The 16,280-nt window shown below is 67.6% G+C and carries 19 protein-coding genes, 1 tRNA gene and 1 other RNA gene; 17 read left to right on the top strand and 4 right to left on the bottom strand.

Features of this window, described 5'->3' with window-relative positions; genetic code table 11:
• The first annotated feature begins 2 nt into the window (after positions 1–2).
• The 6 genes from ACVOMM_RS09095 (at position 3) to pepQ (ending at position 6,154) form a co-directional block, all read left to right on the top strand.
• Positions 3–79: transfer RNA gene (locus tag ACVOMM_RS09095), tRNA-Gln, on the top strand.
• Positions 80–217: 138 nt separating this feature from the next.
• The gene (locus ACVOMM_RS09090; RefSeq protein ID WP_053520289.1) at positions 218–1,177 is read left to right on the top strand and encodes a ribose-phosphate diphosphokinase; all 960 of its coding nucleotides are present in this window, start codon (positions 218–220) and stop codon (positions 1,175–1,177) included.
• A gap of 109 nt (positions 1,178–1,286) precedes the next feature.
• Positions 1,287–1,907: a 50S ribosomal protein L25/general stress protein Ctc gene (locus tag ACVOMM_RS09085; RefSeq protein WP_053520288.1), complete on the top strand. Its 621-nt coding sequence runs from the start codon at positions 1,287–1,289 to the stop codon at positions 1,905–1,907.
• Between the two features lie 198 nt (positions 1,908–2,105).
• A complete protein-coding gene (locus tag ACVOMM_RS09080; protein WP_481526141.1) occupies positions 2,106–4,376 on the top strand; it encodes a DUF1631 family protein in 2,271 nt (756 codons plus the stop codon).
• Positions 4,373–4,747: a PilZ domain-containing protein gene (locus ACVOMM_RS09075; RefSeq protein WP_065175725.1), complete on the top strand. Its 375-nt coding sequence runs from the start codon at positions 4,373–4,375 to the stop codon at positions 4,745–4,747. The genes ACVOMM_RS09080 and ACVOMM_RS09075 overlap by 4 nt, the downstream gene beginning before the upstream one ends.
• A gap of 75 nt (positions 4,748–4,822) precedes the next feature.
• Positions 4,823–6,154 (top strand): Xaa-Pro dipeptidase, encoded by a 1,332-nt coding sequence (gene pepQ / locus ACVOMM_RS09070; protein ID WP_065181689.1) that lies wholly within the window; start codon positions 4,823–4,825, stop codon positions 6,152–6,154.
• A gap of 439 nt (positions 6,155–6,593) precedes the next feature.
• Here the strand turns inward: pepQ and ACVOMM_RS09065 are convergent, their stop codons facing one another.
• Together ACVOMM_RS09065 and ACVOMM_RS09060 are read right to left on the bottom strand one after the other, a co-directional pair.
• Entirely contained in the window at positions 6,594–7,916 is a 1,323-nt protein-coding gene (locus ACVOMM_RS09065) for an aminopeptidase P N-terminal domain-containing protein (RefSeq protein WP_111186809.1), read from the bottom strand.
• A gap of 5 nt (positions 7,917–7,921) precedes the next feature.
• On the bottom strand, positions 7,922–8,470 hold the full coding sequence (locus tag ACVOMM_RS09060) for a UPF0149 family protein (RefSeq protein WP_053519828.1): 549 nt from the start codon (positions 8,468–8,470) through the stop codon (positions 7,922–7,924).
• Positions 8,471–8,623: 153 nt separating this feature from the next.
• Here ACVOMM_RS09060 and ACVOMM_RS09055 point away from each other — a divergent pair, with 153 nt between their 5' ends.
• The 8 genes from ACVOMM_RS09055 (at position 8,624) to ACVOMM_RS09020 (ending at position 12,694) form a co-directional block, all read left to right on the top strand.
• Positions 8,624–8,845 (top strand): TIGR02449 family protein, encoded by a 222-nt coding sequence (locus ACVOMM_RS09055; RefSeq protein WP_005410898.1) that lies wholly within the window; start codon positions 8,624–8,626, stop codon positions 8,843–8,845.
• Complete coding sequence (locus ACVOMM_RS09050) at positions 8,842–9,138, top strand: cell division protein ZapA (protein ID WP_053519829.1); 297 nt, start codon at positions 8,842–8,844, stop codon at positions 9,136–9,138. The genes ACVOMM_RS09055 and ACVOMM_RS09050 overlap by 4 nt, the downstream gene beginning before the upstream one ends.
• A gap of 98 nt (positions 9,139–9,236) precedes the next feature.
• Positions 9,237–9,422: non-coding RNA, 6S RNA (gene ssrS / locus ACVOMM_RS09045), on the top strand.
• 83 nt (positions 9,423–9,505) lie between these two features.
• The gene (locus tag ACVOMM_RS09040; protein ID WP_481526140.1) at positions 9,506–10,099 is read left to right on the top strand and encodes a 5-formyltetrahydrofolate cyclo-ligase; all 594 of its coding nucleotides are present in this window, start codon (positions 9,506–9,508) and stop codon (positions 10,097–10,099) included.
• A complete protein-coding gene (locus ACVOMM_RS09035; protein WP_111186787.1) occupies positions 10,096–10,575 on the top strand; it encodes an EVE domain-containing protein in 480 nt (159 codons plus the stop codon). Before ACVOMM_RS09040 ends, ACVOMM_RS09035 begins: the two co-directional genes overlap by 4 nt.
• Before the next feature lie 22 nt (positions 10,576–10,597).
• A complete protein-coding gene (rpiA, locus tag ACVOMM_RS09030; protein WP_065175077.1) occupies positions 10,598–11,245 on the top strand; it encodes a ribose-5-phosphate isomerase RpiA in 648 nt (215 codons plus the stop codon).
• Between the two features lie 23 nt (positions 11,246–11,268).
• Positions 11,269–11,715 (top strand): DUF192 domain-containing protein, encoded by a 447-nt coding sequence (locus ACVOMM_RS09025; RefSeq protein ID WP_053519833.1) that lies wholly within the window; start codon positions 11,269–11,271, stop codon positions 11,713–11,715.
• Positions 11,716–11,848: 133 nt separating this feature from the next.
• Positions 11,849–12,694, top strand: a complete 846-nt coding sequence (locus ACVOMM_RS09020) for a SirB1 family protein (RefSeq protein ID WP_481526139.1) — start codon at positions 11,849–11,851, stop codon at positions 12,692–12,694.
• Positions 12,695–12,733: 39 nt separating this feature from the next.
• Here ACVOMM_RS09020 and ACVOMM_RS09015 read toward each other — a convergent pair whose 3' ends face one another.
• A complete protein-coding gene (locus ACVOMM_RS09015) occupies positions 12,734–12,958 on the bottom strand; it encodes a rubredoxin (RefSeq protein WP_053519835.1) in 225 nt (74 codons plus the stop codon).
• Positions 12,959–12,992: 34 nt separating this feature from the next.
• On the opposite strand from ACVOMM_RS09015, the gene thiE reads away from it, so the two are divergent.
• Together thiE and hemL are read left to right on the top strand one after the other, a co-directional pair.
• A complete protein-coding gene (thiE, locus tag ACVOMM_RS09010) occupies positions 12,993–13,619 on the top strand; it encodes a thiamine phosphate synthase (RefSeq protein ID WP_481526138.1) in 627 nt (208 codons plus the stop codon).
• A 15-nt stretch (positions 13,620–13,634) separates the two neighbouring features.
• Positions 13,635–14,924, top strand: coding sequence for a glutamate-1-semialdehyde 2,1-aminomutase (gene hemL / locus ACVOMM_RS09005; RefSeq protein ID WP_481526137.1), 1,290 nt, complete (start codon positions 13,635–13,637; stop codon positions 14,922–14,924).
• Between the two features lie 159 nt (positions 14,925–15,083).
• Here hemL and azu read toward each other — a convergent pair whose 3' ends face one another.
• On the bottom strand, positions 15,084–15,533 hold the full coding sequence (gene azu / locus ACVOMM_RS09000; protein WP_050509801.1) for an azurin: 450 nt from the start codon (positions 15,531–15,533) through the stop codon (positions 15,084–15,086).
• Positions 15,534–15,656: 123 nt separating this feature from the next.
• Between azu and ACVOMM_RS08995 the strand changes: the two genes are divergently transcribed.
• Positions 15,657–16,259, top strand: coding sequence for an HAD-IA family hydrolase (locus ACVOMM_RS08995; RefSeq protein WP_197572400.1), 603 nt, complete (start codon positions 15,657–15,659; stop codon positions 16,257–16,259).
• Positions 16,260–16,280: the final 21 nt, after the last annotated feature.

Here is a 16,280-nt window from a genome sequence, read left to right as displayed (position 1 = left end):
GCAGGGGCGTCGCCAAGAGGCCCAAGGCACCAGGTTTTGATCCTGGCATTCGTAGGTTCGAATCCTACCGCCCCTGCCAATGCGGCTGTGTCCGCGCCTTCAGCGCATCCTCCGCGCGGGACGTGGAAACAACCGCGGTGTTGTCAGCAGCAAGGGTCCGGCGTGGTCCTTGCCGCCACCGGATCCCCGCCACTCGTCCCCGCCCGAGACAATCATGATGCAAGAGTCCCCGAACCTGCTGGTCTTTTCCGGCAACGCCAACAAACGTCTGGCGCAGAACATCTGCAAGGAACTGGGGGTTCGCCCGGGCAAGGCGCTGGTCTCGCATTTCTCCGATGGAGAAGTGCAGGTGGAGATCGAAGAGAACGTCCGCAAGCAGGACGTGTTCGTGATCCAGCCGACCTGCGCGCCGAGCGCGGAAAACCTGATGGAACTGCTGGTGCTGATCGACGCGCTCAAGCGCGCATCGGTGAACAGCGTGACCGCCGTGGTGCCGTACTTCGGTTACTCGCGCCAGGATCGCCGCATGCGTTCCTCGCGTGTGCCGATCACCGCCAAGCTGGCGGCGAAGATGTTCAGCACCGCTGGCGCTGATCGCGTGCTGACGGTCGACCTGCACGCCGACCAGATCCAGGGCTTCTTTGATATTCCGGTCGACAACGTTTATGCCTCCCCGCTGCTGCTGGCCGACATCTGGCGCGCCTACGGCACGGAAAACCTGATCGTGGTGTCGCCGGACGTGGGCGGCGTGGTCCGCGCCCGTGCCGTGGCCAAGCGCCTGGATGATGCCGACCTGGCGATCATCGACAAGCGCCGTCCGCGTGCCAACGTCTCCACCGTGATGAACATCATCGGTGACGTCGAAGGCAAGACCTGCGTGATGGTCGATGACATCGTCGACACCGCCGGCACCCTGTGCGCCGCCGCCGCTGCCCTGAAGGCGCGCGGTGCGCTCAAGGTCGCCGCCTACTGCACCCACGCGGTGCTGTCGGGACCGGCGGTGGACAACATCACCAATTCCCAGCTCGACGAGCTGGTGGTGACCGACACCATCCCGCTGAAGGACGCAGCGCGGGTGTGCAGCAAGATCCGCCAGCTGAGCGTGGCGGAAATGCTGGCCGAGACGATGCGCCGCATCGCCTTCGGCGAGTCGGTCAGCTCGCTGTACGTCGACTGAGTTTTTCGTCCCTGCCGGCAACGGCAAGGACTTTCCCGGATGCTTCTGGTCGCGGAAGCATCTTCAATCGCCAAGCCGCAGGGCAAGGCAACAACCTGAGTAGTCGAAAATGTCGAAGACCCATGAAATCAAGGTCACCAAGCGTGAACTGCAGCGTAAGGGTGCGAGCCGCCGCCTGCGTCACGCCGGTGTGATCCCGGCCATCGTGTACGGCGGCAACGCCGAGCCGGTCGCCATCAGCCTGGACCACAACGAAATCTGGCTGGCACAGCAGAACGAGTGGTTCTATGCCTCGATCCTGGACCTGAACCTGGACGGCCAGGTGCAGAAGGTCCTGCTGCGTGACATGCAGCGCCATCCGTACAAGCAGCTGATCATGCACCTGGACTTCCAGCGCGTGAACGAGAACGAAGCCCTGACCGCTTCGGTCCCGCTGCACTTCATCAACGAAGACACCTCGCCGGCCGGCAAGGCTGCCGACGTCGTGGTCACCCACGAACTGAAGGAAGTGACCATCAGCTGCCTGCCGAAGGACCTGCCGGAGTCGATCGAAGTCGACCTGGCCGACCTGGCTGCTGGCGACGTGGTGTACCTGTCCAACATCAAGCTGCCGAAGGGCGTGGAAATCCCGGCCCTGGCGCTGGGCAAGGACCACGACGACGCGATCGTCACCGCCAAGCACGGCAAGGAAGACGCTGCCGACGCTGAAGAAGCACCGGCCGCCGAGTAATGCCCCCGCGGGGGGGGGGGGGGGCCGGGCCGCCCCCCCCCCCCCCCCTTCCCTCCCCCCCGGGGGGGGCCCCTCCTGGTTGCGGGGGCGGCCCCGCCCGGGCGTGCAGCGTGCGCATTCACCCTAAAGTAGCGCCGGCCTCGGCCGACACGGTAAATTCACAGGATCGCTCCGCGGGAATCCGGGTACCGCACGCCGATGTCAGCTGTCTTCTCCCTCTCCGCCACCGACGCTGCCCGCCTGGCCAGCACCGACCTGCCACCGCGGGTACGTGAACTGCTGGGGGCGTTGACCGGCCTGTGCCGGCAGGCACTGACCGCGCCGCTGATCCTGACCGTCGAAGCGCTGGAACAACTCCTGCTGCACGATGCCGACCGCGCGCGCAGTCCGCAGCAGCAGGCTGAACTGATGGCGCAGCGTAGCCAACTGCATGCCTTCGCCGGCCACTTCAGCGAGCGCATGCTCGATGCGGTGGCCGAGGCACTGGCGCGGCTGCGCGAACCGACCGCCTTCACGGCAGCAGCACCACCGCCCGCACTGCCGGGCACGATCGGCCTGTCGCTGGTCGACGAGCACGAGGTCGACCGCGACCTGCTGCTCACCGAAATGGTCCGGCGCGAGACGCAGCGCTCGGCCAACGCCCTGAACCTGCTCGGCCAGCGCCTGGGCGTGCTGGCTGCGGCGCCTGCGTTCGAAGCCGATACCCTTCCGCTGGCACCGCAGGCGCTGTGCGCGATGGTGCGCAGGGTCGCCGAACAGGATGGCCTCGGGGCAGAGGTGCAGCTGGCGCTGTATCGCAGTTTCGAGCGCCAGGTGCTGGAACGCCTGGGCGACCTGCTTGATCGGGCCAATGCCCTGCTCGCCCAGCAGGGCGTGCTGCCGGGCCTGGTCTACACCCCGTATCTGGCCCGCTCGTCGAGTACGCGAAGGATCATCACCCAGTCCGTCGCTGGCGGCCGTGCCACGCAGCCAGCCAGGCGCGCGGCGGCCCCCATGACCGGCTGGGGCGAGAACCTGCCTGCCGGCTCCTGGTCGACCCTGATGCAGGATGCCTTCCAGTCCGGTTCCGCATCCGCTGCAGCGACCCCCGGGCTGACCACCGCCACCGGCACCCTGCTGCACGACCTGCTGCAGCGCGCACGCGCCACGCCGGCGGCAGACGCGCCTGCGGTACCGACTGCTGCCGTCGATGCGGTATTGGCAAGGCTGCAAAACCAGGCCAGCGCCGCTACCGGTGTGGTCGACCTGCAGGCCGCCGTGGTCGCGCAGCTGCGCAGCGAGCATGGCCCGCATGCGCAGATCGGCAGCCATGATCGCGACAACCTGGACCTGCTGCGCCTGTTGATGCAGCAGATCCAGCAGCAGCAGCGTCCGGACCCGGTGCCCGCCGCCCTGCTGGCGCGCCTGCAGGTACCGTTGGCACGTGCAGCGATGGCCGATCCGGGCTTCTTCGTACGCGACGAGCATCCTGCGCGCGAGCTGCTCAACCATATCGCCGAAGCCGGTGCCCGCTGGCTGGGGGACGACGACGTCGATCCGCAGTTTCTGCAGCGCATGGCACAGAGCGTGCAGAGCCTGCTCGGCGAGGATGCACGCACGCCGGAAGCCTTCGCTGCTGCCAACGAAGAGGTGCAGCAGCACCAGCGCGCGGCCGCCCATCGCGCCGAACTGGCCGAACGCCGCCACGTCGAAGCCGCGCGCGGCAGGGAGCGCCTGGAACTCGCGCGGCGCCAGGCCAGCGCCCAGATCGAGCAGTGCTGCAGCACGCAGCAGCCGCCGCGCTTCGTCCAGACCCTGCTGCGCCAGGCCTGGTCCGACGCGCTGACCCTGACCCGGCTGCGCCATGGCGAGGACTCGCCCCAGTGGCAGGAGCGGCTGCAGCAGACCGAGCGCATCGCGGCCGTTACTGCAACCGCCGCCAACGGCGTCGATGGCACCGATGGCGCCTTGGCCGCCGATGTGGAGGCCGCGCTGCTGCAGGTGGGCTATCACGCCGAGGAAGCCTCAGCGGTGGCCCGTCGCCTGGCCACGCCCGGGGGCGAGGACGACAGCACGTCGCGTACCGAACTCAGCGCGCGGCTGAAGGCCCGCGCCCGGCTGGGCGAGCACACCGACAGCCGCAGTGCGTCCGCCCCTGCCGCGCCACGCAGCAGTGCGGAGGAGGCCGCCTACGAGCAGCTGTGCTCCCTGCCCTTCGGCAGCTGGTTCGACATCGACAACGGCGACGGCACGCTTCGCCGCCAGCGCCTGTCCTGGTACAGCCTGCTGACCGGCCATGTGCTGTTCGTCAATCCGCGCGGGCAGAAGATTGCCGAAACCGACCTCGACAGCCTGGCGCGGCAGATCAGCGCTGGGCGTGCGCATCTGGTCACCGAAGACAAGGGCCGGCTGGTCGACCGCGCCTGGAAGGCCAGCCTGGGCGCCCTGCGTGCGCTTGCCGGCCGCAACCCGCAGGACACCCCCGCATGAGCATGACGCCGCCGCAGGACACCCGCCGCGCCCCCCGACGCCAGGTGTCGGACCTGGTGCCGGTGACCGACCAGATGCGCGACTGCGTGGTCGGTCGCCTTGGCAATGTGTCCGAAACCGGCATGCTGATGCTGGCCAGCACTGCGCTGCGCGACGACGCGCTGTATCAGTTCCGCTTCCCGCTGCCGCTGGGCGATGGCCAGCAGGCAGCCATCGACGTGGGCGTGCACCTGTTGTGGAGCGAGCCGGCGCACGCCCCGGGACAGAGCTGGGTGGGCTTCCGGTTCCTCACCCTGTCACGCGAACACCGCCAGCTGCTGCGGCAGTGGGTAGGCGAAGACAGCGACGAAGGACCGCTTTCGACGGACTGACTGCCGGTTCCGGCACAGCGGTTTCCGCCGGTATGCGGCAGAATCTAGGGCCGTTTTCCGTGTCGAGCCACCGCAATGATCCAGCAAGACCCCGGCGCCCTGTATCCCGATCACCTGGCCGTGCTGTGCCGACGCGCCGAGCAGGCGCTGGCGCGCGGCGGCTTTGATCACCTCGTCGTGCCCAGCGGCACCCTGCACTACCAGGTGTTTGATGATCGCGACTATCCCTATGCGGTGAATCCGCAGTTCAAGGCATGGTTGCCGCTGACGCGCGTGCCCAACAGCTGGATCGTGTTTACGCCCGGCAAGCGGCCGGTGGTGATCTTCCATCAGCCGTTCGATTACTGGCACGTAGTGCCGGACGCGCCGAGCGGCTGGTGGGTGGAGCACTTCGACATCCACATCATCCGCACGCCGGACGAAGCGCTGGCGTTGCTGCCGGCCGATCCGTCGCGCTGCGCGATCCTGGGTGAGCCGCAGAGCGCACTGGGCAGCCACGTGCCGAACAATCCTCCGGCGGTGGTGAATTACCTGGAATGGCACCGTGGCAGCAAGACGCCCTACGAGATCGCCCTGATGCGCCAGGCACAGGTGCTGGGCGTGCGCGGCCATCGCGCCGCCGAAGCCGCGTTCCGCAACGGTGCCGACGAGTTCAGCATCCACATGGCGTACTGCCAGGCGGTGGGCCAGGACGCCAATGAACTGCCCTACGGCAACATCGTGGCGCTGAACGAGCACGCCGCCGTTCTGCACTACACCGAACTGGGCCGCAAGGCACCGCAGCCGCTGCGCAGCTTCCTCATCGATGCCGGCGCCAGCGCGCACGGCTACGCCAGCGACATCACCCGTACCTACGCGGCGCACGGCCACGACGAATTCGCTGCGATGATTGCTGCCGTCGATGCCGCCCAGCAGCAGATGTGCGCGGCGGTGCGCCCGGGCGTTGATTACAGGACGCTGCACGTGGACGCGCATCTGTCGCTGATGGGCGTTCTGAAGGACTTCGGCGTCATCAGGGTATCGCCGCAGACCGCGCTGGAAACCGGCGTCAGCGCCGCATTCTTCCCGCACGGCATCGGCCATCTGATCGGCCTGCAGGTGCATGACGTGGCCGGATTCGCCGCCAGCGACGAAGGCGGCCGGATCGAACGTCCGGCGGGTCATCCCTACCTGCGTCTGACCCGCGTGCTGGAACCGGGGATGGTGGTGACCATCGAGCCGGGCCTGTACTTCATCGACATGCTGTTGAACGAGGTCAAGGACGCCGGCCATGGCGATGCGATCAACTGGGAGCGCGTGGACTTCTTCCGTCCGTATGGCGGCATCCGCATCGAGGACGAAGTGCTGTGCACCGATGGCGAAGCGGACAACCTGACGCGACCGGAGTTTGCGGCAGCCAACGGCTGAGCCCCTCGTGGTTGGCCTCAAAGGTAGAGTCGACTGTTAGTCGACTGGCATCATGCGTGATGCGCGCTGGGCGGGGCGGGTAGGCCATGCAGGGGACGCTGCAAGTACGTCCCTGCATGCCCCCCCGCCCCACCTCTGACAGTCTTCTGCGCGCATCCAATCACGGAAAAGAAGAAAGAAAAGCAAAAGCGGGTCGCTCGCTGCGCTCGCTCTGTGTCGACCAAGGTCGACACCTACCAACAGCCACCGGCCAGCTGTCGAAGGCGGGGCACTGTGGATTTGCGGGGTGTGAGCGGCATGGATGCCGCGACCAAGCCCCCATGGACGGGTTCACGGCGTCCCCGCAAATCCACAGTGCCCCGCCATCCCTCGGAATGCCCGCTTTGGCTTTGGCCGTTGCATTGAGCAGGTGCAGGGCTGCAAGCCCTGCCGGCAACCCTCAACCCGCCATCACCGCTTCGATCTCGTCCGCACTCCGCGCCAGCCCTTCGGTCAGCACGCGATGGCCATCGTCGGTGATCAGCACATCGTCCTCGGTGCGGATGCCGATGCCACGCCAGCGCGGCTCCACCGTCGTATCGTCCACGCCGATGTACAGGCCCGGCTCGATGGTGAACGCCATGCCCGGCTCCAGCAGCCGCGAGTCACCGGCCAGGCGGTAGTCGCCCACGTCGTGCACATCCAGCCCGATCCAGTGGCCGGTCTTGTGCCGGTAGAAGCGCTGGTACAGGCCTTCGGAGAGATTCTTCTCCAGCGTGCCCTTCAGCAGGCCGAGCCGCAGCAGGCCCTCGGTCAGCGTCTGCACCGCCGCCAGGTGGCCGGCTTCGTAGGGTACGCCGGGCCGGGCCTGGGCCAGCGCCGCCGCCTGGGCCTGGCCGACCAGATCATGCAGCGCGCGCTGCTCGGCGCTGAAGCGCCCGTTCACCGGGAAGGTACGGGTGATGTCGCTGGCGTAGCCACGGTACTCAGCACCCGCATCGATCAGCACCAGCTCGCCGTCGCGCGCACGCCCGTTGTTGTCGCGATAGTGCAGGATGCACCCGTTGCGGCCGGCGCCGACGATGCTGCAGTACGCCGGCACCGCATCGCTGGCACGGAACACGCGCTCCAGTTCGGCCTGCAGTTCGTACTCATGGATGCCCGCCTTCGCCGCCTTCATCGCTGCCAGGTGCGCACGCACGCTGATCTGGGCGGCGTGCTGCATCAGCGCCACCTCCGCGCCGGACTTGAACAGGCGCTGCTCATGCAGCAGGTGGCCCAGCTCCAGGAACTCGTGCGGCGGCTGCGCACCGTGGCGCACCTGGGAGCGGACACGGTTGACCCAGCCGATCAGCTTCAGGTCGAAGTCCGCATCACGGCCGAAGTGGTAGTAGACGCGCGAGCGTCCCTCCAGCAGGCCCGGAAGGATGTCGTCCAGATCGTCGATCGGATAGGCATCGTCCATGCCGAACTGCGCCACGGCGCCTTCCTGGCCGGCGCGGCTGCCGTCCCAGGCCTCGCGCTCGGCATCGCGTTCGCGGCAGAACAGGATCGCCTCGCCGTGACGACGCCCGGGAATCAGCACCAGCACGGCTTCCGGCTCCGGGAAGCCGCTCAGGTACTGGAAGTCCGAATCCTGCCGGTACGGGTAATGGGTATCCAGGCTGCGCACCTTCTCGGACGCGGCGGGCAGCACCAGGATGGCGTCTTCGCCGGCCATGTCCATCAGCTGCCGGCGACGACGCTTGTACTCGCCGGCCGCGATGCCGGTGCGCTGCTTGATGTCCATCAGTTCAGGCGCTGCCGGTGGCGCGCGGCCAGCACCACATCGCCGTGCAGCAGCAGCACCGCCACGCGGATGAATTCCTCGATCTCCGACAGCGCCTCATCGTCGTCCTCGCCACCTGCCTCGAAATCCTCGCTGGAAGCACGCGCCAGGCTGGCCATGTCGGTCAGCGCCTCTTCGCCCTCTTCGGACAGGGCCGGACGACGGCCGCCACTGCCCAGTCCGAATCCACCCAGGAAGGCGCGGGTCCAGCTGAACATGGCGTCGGCCTGCGCAGCCACGTCCTCGCTGTCGCTCAGCAGCAGCTCGAACGCGAAATCGCGGTCCTCCAGCTGCTTGATGGTGGCCTGCAACAACTGCCCGAGGGCGCTGTCGGCCGCCACCGGCGGCAGGCTGTCGTCGGCCAGCACACGCGCCGGCCAGTCGTTGCCGGGAGCTCCACCGGCGGCCAGCCAGCCGCACAGGCCGCCATGCAGCTCGGCAGCGGTGGCGCCCAGGCCCAGGTCCTGGCTGGCGCGGGAAACGTCGTCGACGGAGGGAAGTTCGGTCATCGTGCGGCTCGTTCGGAGAAGGAAACCCCGAGCGCGCACGCGCGCGCCCGTGAGCCCTGTAGTGTAGCAACCCGATAGCGACCTCCCCGTGGCCATCGGGGCCTGCTGCGACAGCGCTTGACCGCCCAGACCCGGCTTGCCTATCGTGCCTGCATGGAACCCGCCGATCCCCTTGCCCAGCTGCAGGACTTCGCCGCCCGCGTGGAAGCGTTGCTTGAACGCAACCAGCGCCTGGCCGAAGAGAACCGCAGCCTGCGCCACCAGCAGGAACAGCTGGTGGCCGAGCGCTCGACGCTGCTGGCCAAGAACGAACAGGCGCGCTCGCGGGTGGAAGCGATGATCAGCCGGCTCAAATCCCTGGAGCAGCACACATGAGCGCCGAACCGGTCAGCGTCCGCATCCTCGACCGCGAGTACACCGTCGGCGTGGGTGCCGATGAACGCGACAGCCTGATGGCGGCCGCGCGCCTGCTCGACGCACGGATGCGCGAGATCCGTGGCAGCAACCGCATGGCGGCGGTCGACCGCATCGCGGTCCTGGCGGCACTGAACCTGGCCCATGAACTGCAGCTGCTGCGTGACGAGAACGCCCGCCAGGCCGTGGCCCTGCAGCAGACGCTGGCCGACCTGAACCGGCGGCTGGACCGCGCCATCGACGGCAATCCCTGACAGATCGCGCGACACGCGTCTTCTCATTTCTGAATTGGCACGGACTGTTGCCGACGAACGGCCTATCCAGATCAGGACCGGCCGCTATAATGGCCCTGCGTTCTCTGCGGTACTCGACGGCATGTGCAAACATTCGCCTTGTCCCTTAAGAACGACACCGGGAGCGCGACAGCGCCGGGAGTGCAGGTCCGCCTTGTAGCGGGAAGCCCGATGGTTCTCCAGCGTTCCCACTTGAGCCCCCGGGTTCAAGGTCGTTTCGCATGCATCGACATTGCGGAGAATGCAATATTCCAGCAAGGGCGGCGTCTTCGGGCGTCGCCCTTGTTCTTTCCGGCACAATGACGGCTGTTCCTTGCCGCACGCTGCCATGACCGACCCGCGCCAGGCCCTGCGCCACGACCTGCGGCAACGCCGCCGCGACCTTTCCGCCAGCGAGCGCATCGCCGCCGCCGATGCCCTTGCCGATGGGCTGCTGGCGTTGCCGTTTGCGCCGCTTCACGGCCACGTTGCCGGCTATTGGGCGCTGGACGGTGAGATCGCGCTGCATCGCTGGCAGCTGCAGCTGCCCGATGGACTCTCCTACTGCCTGCCGGTGCTGGCCGGCGACACGCTGCGCTTCGCGCCCTGGCGGCCCGGTCAGCCCCTGACCGGCAACCGCTACGGCATTCCGGAACCGGACGTGGCCGTGGAAGACACGCTGGAACCGGCGCAGATGGCGCTGGTAGTGACCCCGCTGGTGGGTTTCGACACACAGTGCCGGCGGCTGGGCATGGGGGGCGGCTGGTATGATCGCAGCTTCGCCTGCCGCCACGACCGGCCGGCGCCGCCCTGGCTGGTCGGTGCTGCCTTCGCGGTGCAGCAGGTCGAGTCCTTGCCGGTGGCGTCGTGGGACGTGCCGGTGGATGCGATCTGCACCGAAGCCGGCACCCTGTTCCCCTCCGCTGCCCCCGTGAACGCATGACCGCCCGCAAGCGCTATTGGCTGATGAAGTCCGAACCGGACGCCTTCTCCATCGATGACCTGGCCCGGGTCAAGGTCGAGCCGTGGAACGGGGTACGCAACTACCAGGCGCGCAACTTCATGCGCGATGGCATGCAGGTCGGCGACGGCATCCTGTTCTACCACTCCAATACCAAGGTCCCCGGCATCGTCGGCCTGGCCACGGTCGCCAGCCCGGCCTACCCGGACGATACCCAGTTCGACCCCCGATCCGACTACCACGACCCGAAAAGCACGCGCGAGAACCCGCGCTGGATGCTTGTGGACGTGGCCTTCGACCGCAAGCTCAGGCAGGTGATCGCGCTGGACGAGATCAAGCTGCACGCTGAAGCGCTGGGCGAGGGCTTCCCGCTGGTTGCCAAGGGCAACCGGCTGTCGGTGTTCCCGGTGACCGCCGCGCAGTGGAAGCTGCTGCTGTCGCTGGAAAAGAAATCCTGATTCCCTGCTGAGAGTTGCTCCCATGTCCGAAGCCAAGCGCCTGGCCGCCGAGAAAGCCATCGAGTACGTCGAAGACGGCATGATCGTCGGTGTCGGCACCGGTTCCACCGTCGCCTATTTCATCGATGCGCTGGCGCGCATCCAGCATCGCATCAAGGGTGCGGTGTCCAGCTCGGAACAGAGCACCGCGCGCCTGAAGCAGCACGGGATCGAGGTGATCGAGCTGAACCACACCGGCAACCTGTCGCTGTACGTCGACGGCGCCGACGAGTGCGATCCCGGCAAGTGCCTGATCAAGGGCGGTGGCGCTGCACTGACCCGCGAGAAGATCATTGCCGAGGCCAGCGAGCGCTTCGTCTGCATCGTCGACCCGAGCAAGCAGGTCCCGGTGCTGGGCAGGTTCCCGCTGCCGGTGGAAGTGATTCCGATGGCACGCAGCCTGGTGGCCCGGCAGATCCGCGACATGACCGGGGGCCAGCCGACCTGGCGCGAGGGCGTGGTCACCGACAACGGCAACCAGATCCTGGACATCCACAACCTGCAGATCACCGATCCGGAAAAGCTCGAGCGCGAACTCAACCAGCTGCCGGGCGTGGTCTGCGTCGGCCTGTTTGCCCGTCGCCGTGCCGACGTGGTGATCATCGGCGGCGAACCGCCGGTCGTGCTCTGACCCTCACGCGAAGGATCCTGACGATGTCGCTGCTGCGTTCGCTGCTGATGCTTCCCTTGCTGGCCCTGGCCGGCTGTGCCACCGATGCGGCCCGTCACTGGGTCGAACTGGACGGCGCCCGCTACCACGTGGAGCTGGCAACCAATGATGAGACCCGCGCACGCGGGCTGATGTTCCGCGACCAGATGCCCGTTGACCACGGCATGCTGTTCATCCATGACCGCGAGGAAATGCAGGCGTACTGGATGAAGAACACCAAGATCGCGCTGGACATCCTGTACTTCGACAGCCAGCGCAGGCTGGTGAGCCAGCAGCGCGACGTGCCGCCCTGCTCGGCCGGCGACATGTGCCCGCCCTATCCCAGCGGCGGCCCGGCCCGGTACGTGCTGGAACTCAACGCCGGCCAGGCCGAGAAGCTCAAGCTGAAGGATGGTACCGAACTGACCTTCGGCCCGGGCATCGAGAAGTAGGCCCACGCGGCCCGGCGGCCGGCCGGCACCCCGGTCGGGGTCGGATCCCTTTCGCACGCGGACGGGATCTGACCCCTGGATTTTTCACGCCACACCGCTTGAATCCGTCTGCGATTGCCGCCAGTCTGTGACCATGCCGGACCGGATCACACTCCCCGACTGGGATGCACTGGCCGACCTCGAAGACGAGGCGCTGCCGTTGTTGCCGACCGCGCTGCTGATCGCGCGCGATGAATATCCGGATCTGCAGCCGTCCACCTACGACGCGCTGATCCAGAGCCATGTCGACCACCTTCGCGCCGAAGTGGACAGCATCGAGCGCAGTCCGCTGAAAATGGCCGCGATCAATCGCCACCTGTTCGACGAACTGGGCTACAGCGGGGACCACGACGAGTATTACGATCCGCGCAACAGTTATCTCAACCAGGTATTCGAGCGCAGGCTCGGCAATCCGATCTCGCTGGCGCTGGTACAGATGGAGGTCGCGCGGCGGCTGGGCATTCCGCTGGACGGCGTGTCCTTCCCCGGCCACTTCCTGGTGCGCCTGCCGGTGGATGACGGTGTCCTGGTGATGGACCCGTTCAACGGCGGTCGGCCGCTGGATGTGGACGAACTGCGGGAGCGCGCAAAGTCACATCTGGGCGGGCAGATGCCCGACGACCAGGTGCTGGCGCAGATTCTCGATCCGGCACCGTCCCGCGCGATCCTGATGCGGATGCTGCGCAACCTGCACGGCGTGTATGCCGAGGCCGGTGAATGGGACCGTGCCGCGCGCAGTGCCGACCGCCTGCTGAAGCTGGCGCCGGAGCAGGACGACGCCCTGCGCGACCGGGGCCTGGCCTACCTGCAGCTGGAGTACCTGACGGGAGCCCTGCACGATCTGGGGCAGTACCTCAAGCGCAATCCCGAGGCCAGCGACGCGCAGTGGCTGCGCGAGAAGCTGATCGATCTGGGCGGGCCGATGCCACGGCTGCATTGAGGCGGTCGGTGCGCGGACCTGCGGCCCGCCCCACGTCCGTCAATCGACCTCGACCATCTCGAAATCGGCCTTGGTAACGCCGCAGTCCGGGCAGGTCCAGGTGTCCGGAATGTCTTCCCAGCGCGTGCCCGGCGCAATGCCCTCTTCCGGCAGGCCGTCGGCCTCGTGGTAAAGGAAGCCGCAGACCACGCACATCCAGGTACGCAGGGTGGTGGGGGTGGCGTCGCTCATCGGATAATCGGGGTTGAATTCACGGGCCGCCATTGTCCCATCGCGGTCCACTCACCGGTAGCCATCGATGACCTCTGCTTCCCCGGCGCCCCGTGGCGTCTACCTCATCACCCCGGATGAGCCCGACACCGCACGCCTGCTGGCCCGCACCGCGCCCTTGCTGGCCGCCGGCGCCACCTGGCTGCAGTACCGCAACAAGACCGCCAGCGACGCGCTGCGGCTGGAACAGGCCACCGCACTGCAGGCGCTGTGCGCAGAGCACGGCGTGCCGCTGATCGTCAATGATGACCCGGTACTGGCCCGGGCCTTGGGCGCAGCCGGCGTGCATCTGGGCGGTACCGACGGCGACATCGCCAGCGCGCGCGCCCTGCTCGGTGCCGACGCCATCATCGGCGCCTCCTGCTACGACCAGCTGGCCAACGCCGAGGCCGCCGCAGCCGCTGGCGCCAGCTATGTGGCCTTCGGCGCCTTCTTTCCGACCACCACCAAGATCACCACCAGCCGTGCCCACATCGATCTGCTGCGGCAGAGCGGCGCACTGGGCGTACCGCGGGTGGCGATCGGCGGCCTGACGCCGGACAATGTCGGTCCCCTCATCGAGGCCGGCGCCGACCTGGTGGCCGTGGTCAGCGGCATCTACGCCGCACCGGACCCGGTCGCCACCCAGCGCGCCTACCTCGCCCAGTTCCGGTAACACCCAGGAAACCCGATGAACCACGACCAGTCCCACGCCCTGTTCTCCCGTGCCCAGCACTTGCTGCCGGGCGGCGTCAATTCGCCGGTCCGCGCGTTCAAGTCGGTCGGCGGCGAGCCCTTCTTCGTCGAGCGCGCCGATGGCGCCTACCTGTACGACGTGGACGGCAACCGCTACATCGACTATGTCGGTTCCTGGGGTCCGATGATCGTCGGCCACAATCATCCGGCCGTACGCCAGGCGGTGAAGAAGGCCGTCGAACAGGGCCTCTCGTTCGGCGCGCCGTGCGCCGCCGAAGTGACGATGGCCGAGACCATCACCCGCCTGGTGCCGTCCTGCGAGATGGTGCGGATGGTCAACTCCGGCACCGAAGCGACCCTGTCGGCGATCCGCCTGGCGCGCGGTGCCACCGGGCGCAACCGCATCGTCAAGTTCGAAGGGTGTTACCACGGCCATGGCGACTCGTTCCTGGTCAAGGCCGGCAGCGGCATGCTGACCCTCGGTGTGCCCACCTCACCGGGCGTTCCGGCAGGCCTGAGCGAACTCACCCTGACCCTGCCCTACAACGACTTCGACGCCGCCACCGCACTGTTCGAGGCACAGGGCAGCGAGATCGCCGGCCTGATCATCGAACCGGTGGTGGGCAACGCCAACTGCATCCCGCCGCGCGACGGCTACCTGCAGCACCTGCGCGAGCTGTGCACGCAACACGGCGCACTGCTGATCTTCGATGAAGTGATGACCGGCTTCCGCGTGGCGCTCGGCGGCGCGCAGGCGCATTACGGGATCACGCCGGACCTGACCACCTTCGGCAAGATCATCGGCGGCGGCATGCCGGTGGGCGCCTATGGCGGTCGCCGCGACCTGATGCAGCAGATCGCCCCCGCCGGCCCGATCTACCAGGCCGGCACGCTCAGCGGCAATCCGGTGGCGATGGCGGCCGGCCTGGCAATGCTGGAACTGGTCCAGCAGCCCGGCTTCCACGCCGACCTGGCCGAGCGCACCGCACGCCTGTGCGAGGGCCTGGAAGCTGCGGCCGCAGACGCCGGAGTGGCCGTGACCACGACCCGGGTCGGCGCGATGTTCGGGCTGTTCTTCACCAGCGAGAAGGTGGAGACCTATGCGCAGGCCACCGCCTGTGACATTCCGGCGTTCAACCGCTTCTTCCACGCCATGCTGGACCAGGGCGTGTTCCTGGCGCCGTCGGCGTACGAGGCCGGCTTCCTGTCCAGTGCGCACGACGATGCGGTGATCGAAGCGACGCTGGCCGCTGCACGCGTGGCGTTCAAGGCCGCCAAGGGCTGAGCCCTGCCCATGGCAGGTGCCAACCTTGGTTGGCACTCCCTTGCACCGTATCCACGCCTGGCGTGGATCTACTGCAACGTGTAGAGCCGAGCCATGCCCGGCTCATCGTACGCAGCGCGGAAAAGAGCAGTCGAGCATGGTGCGACGCTGCAAACGGCATCAACCAAAGACGAACGTGCCCTTCATCATCGCGAAGTGGCCGGGGAACGAGCAGAAGAAGGTGTAGTCACCGCCCTTCTGCAGGCCCTGGGTAGAGAAGCGCACGCGCGTGGTCTCGCCGCCGCCGATCACCTTGGTGTGCGCCAACACGCGCTTGTCGGCCTTCGGCAGGTAGCTGTCGGCCAGGGTCATGCGCATGCCCGCCATCGCCACCGGCTGGTAATCGGCACTGCGGGTCAGCACCCAGTTGTGGCCCATGGCAGTGGCGGCCAACTTGCCGGTGTGGCGCAGGGTCAGATCCACGGCGGTGCAGTCGGCGGCGACCTTGATCTCGCGGCTGCTGAAGCTCATCTGGTCGGTGCTGTCGATGCTCACCGCACACACACGCGCCATCGCCGACGGCGCCAGCATCAGCGCGCCCAGTCCCACTGCCACCATCCAAGCCTTCATCGTTGCCTCTCCTGCGGATTCAAGCGCCATTCTAGGCAGCCCCCTGTGGCCGCGTCTGCGACCGTCTGTCGCATGCCCGCTCCAGGGTTTCCCGCACACTTGCCGCAATGGCATGCTCGGCCGATGCGGATCGACCTGTTGCTGCTGGATGTAGACGGCGTGCTGGTGCATTACCAGCGCGCGCAACGCGTGCTGCATCTGGCGAAGGCGCTGGGGGTTCCGACGCAGGCCGTGCAGACCGCGTTGTACGACAGCGGGCTGGAAGCCGCGCATGACAATGGCTCGCTGGGCGGCCCTGCCTATCTGGCGCGATTGGGAGAGCTTCTGCACAGGACCATCGACGTGGACACCTGGACCGCAGCGCGGCAAGCCGCGAGCCATCCGCAGCGCGCAGTCCTGCAACGGCTGCAGGCCCTGCAGCTGCCGATGGCGGTGCTGACCAACAATGGCGCGCTGATGAAGCAGGCGTTGCCTTCCCTGCTGCCGGAGCTGTTCCCTGCCCTGCTGGGTCGCGTGTTCTGCAGCGCCGATTTCGGCCTGCGCAAACCGGCGCCGGAGGTGTTCCTGCGCACGCTGGAGATGCTTGATGCAGCGCCTGCGCACACGCTGTTCGTCGATGACCTGTTCGCCAACGTGCGCGGCGCACGCGCCGCTGGGCTGCACGCGGAAACGGTGCACGATGGCCGTGGGCTGGGCAAGGTGTTGAAACGCTACCGGATCACGTGACCGCTGTAGAGCCGAGCCCAT

The organism is Stenotrophomonas sp. STEN009, from assembly GCF_056760395.1.
This window is presented reverse-complemented; position numbering and strand designations above follow the sequence as displayed.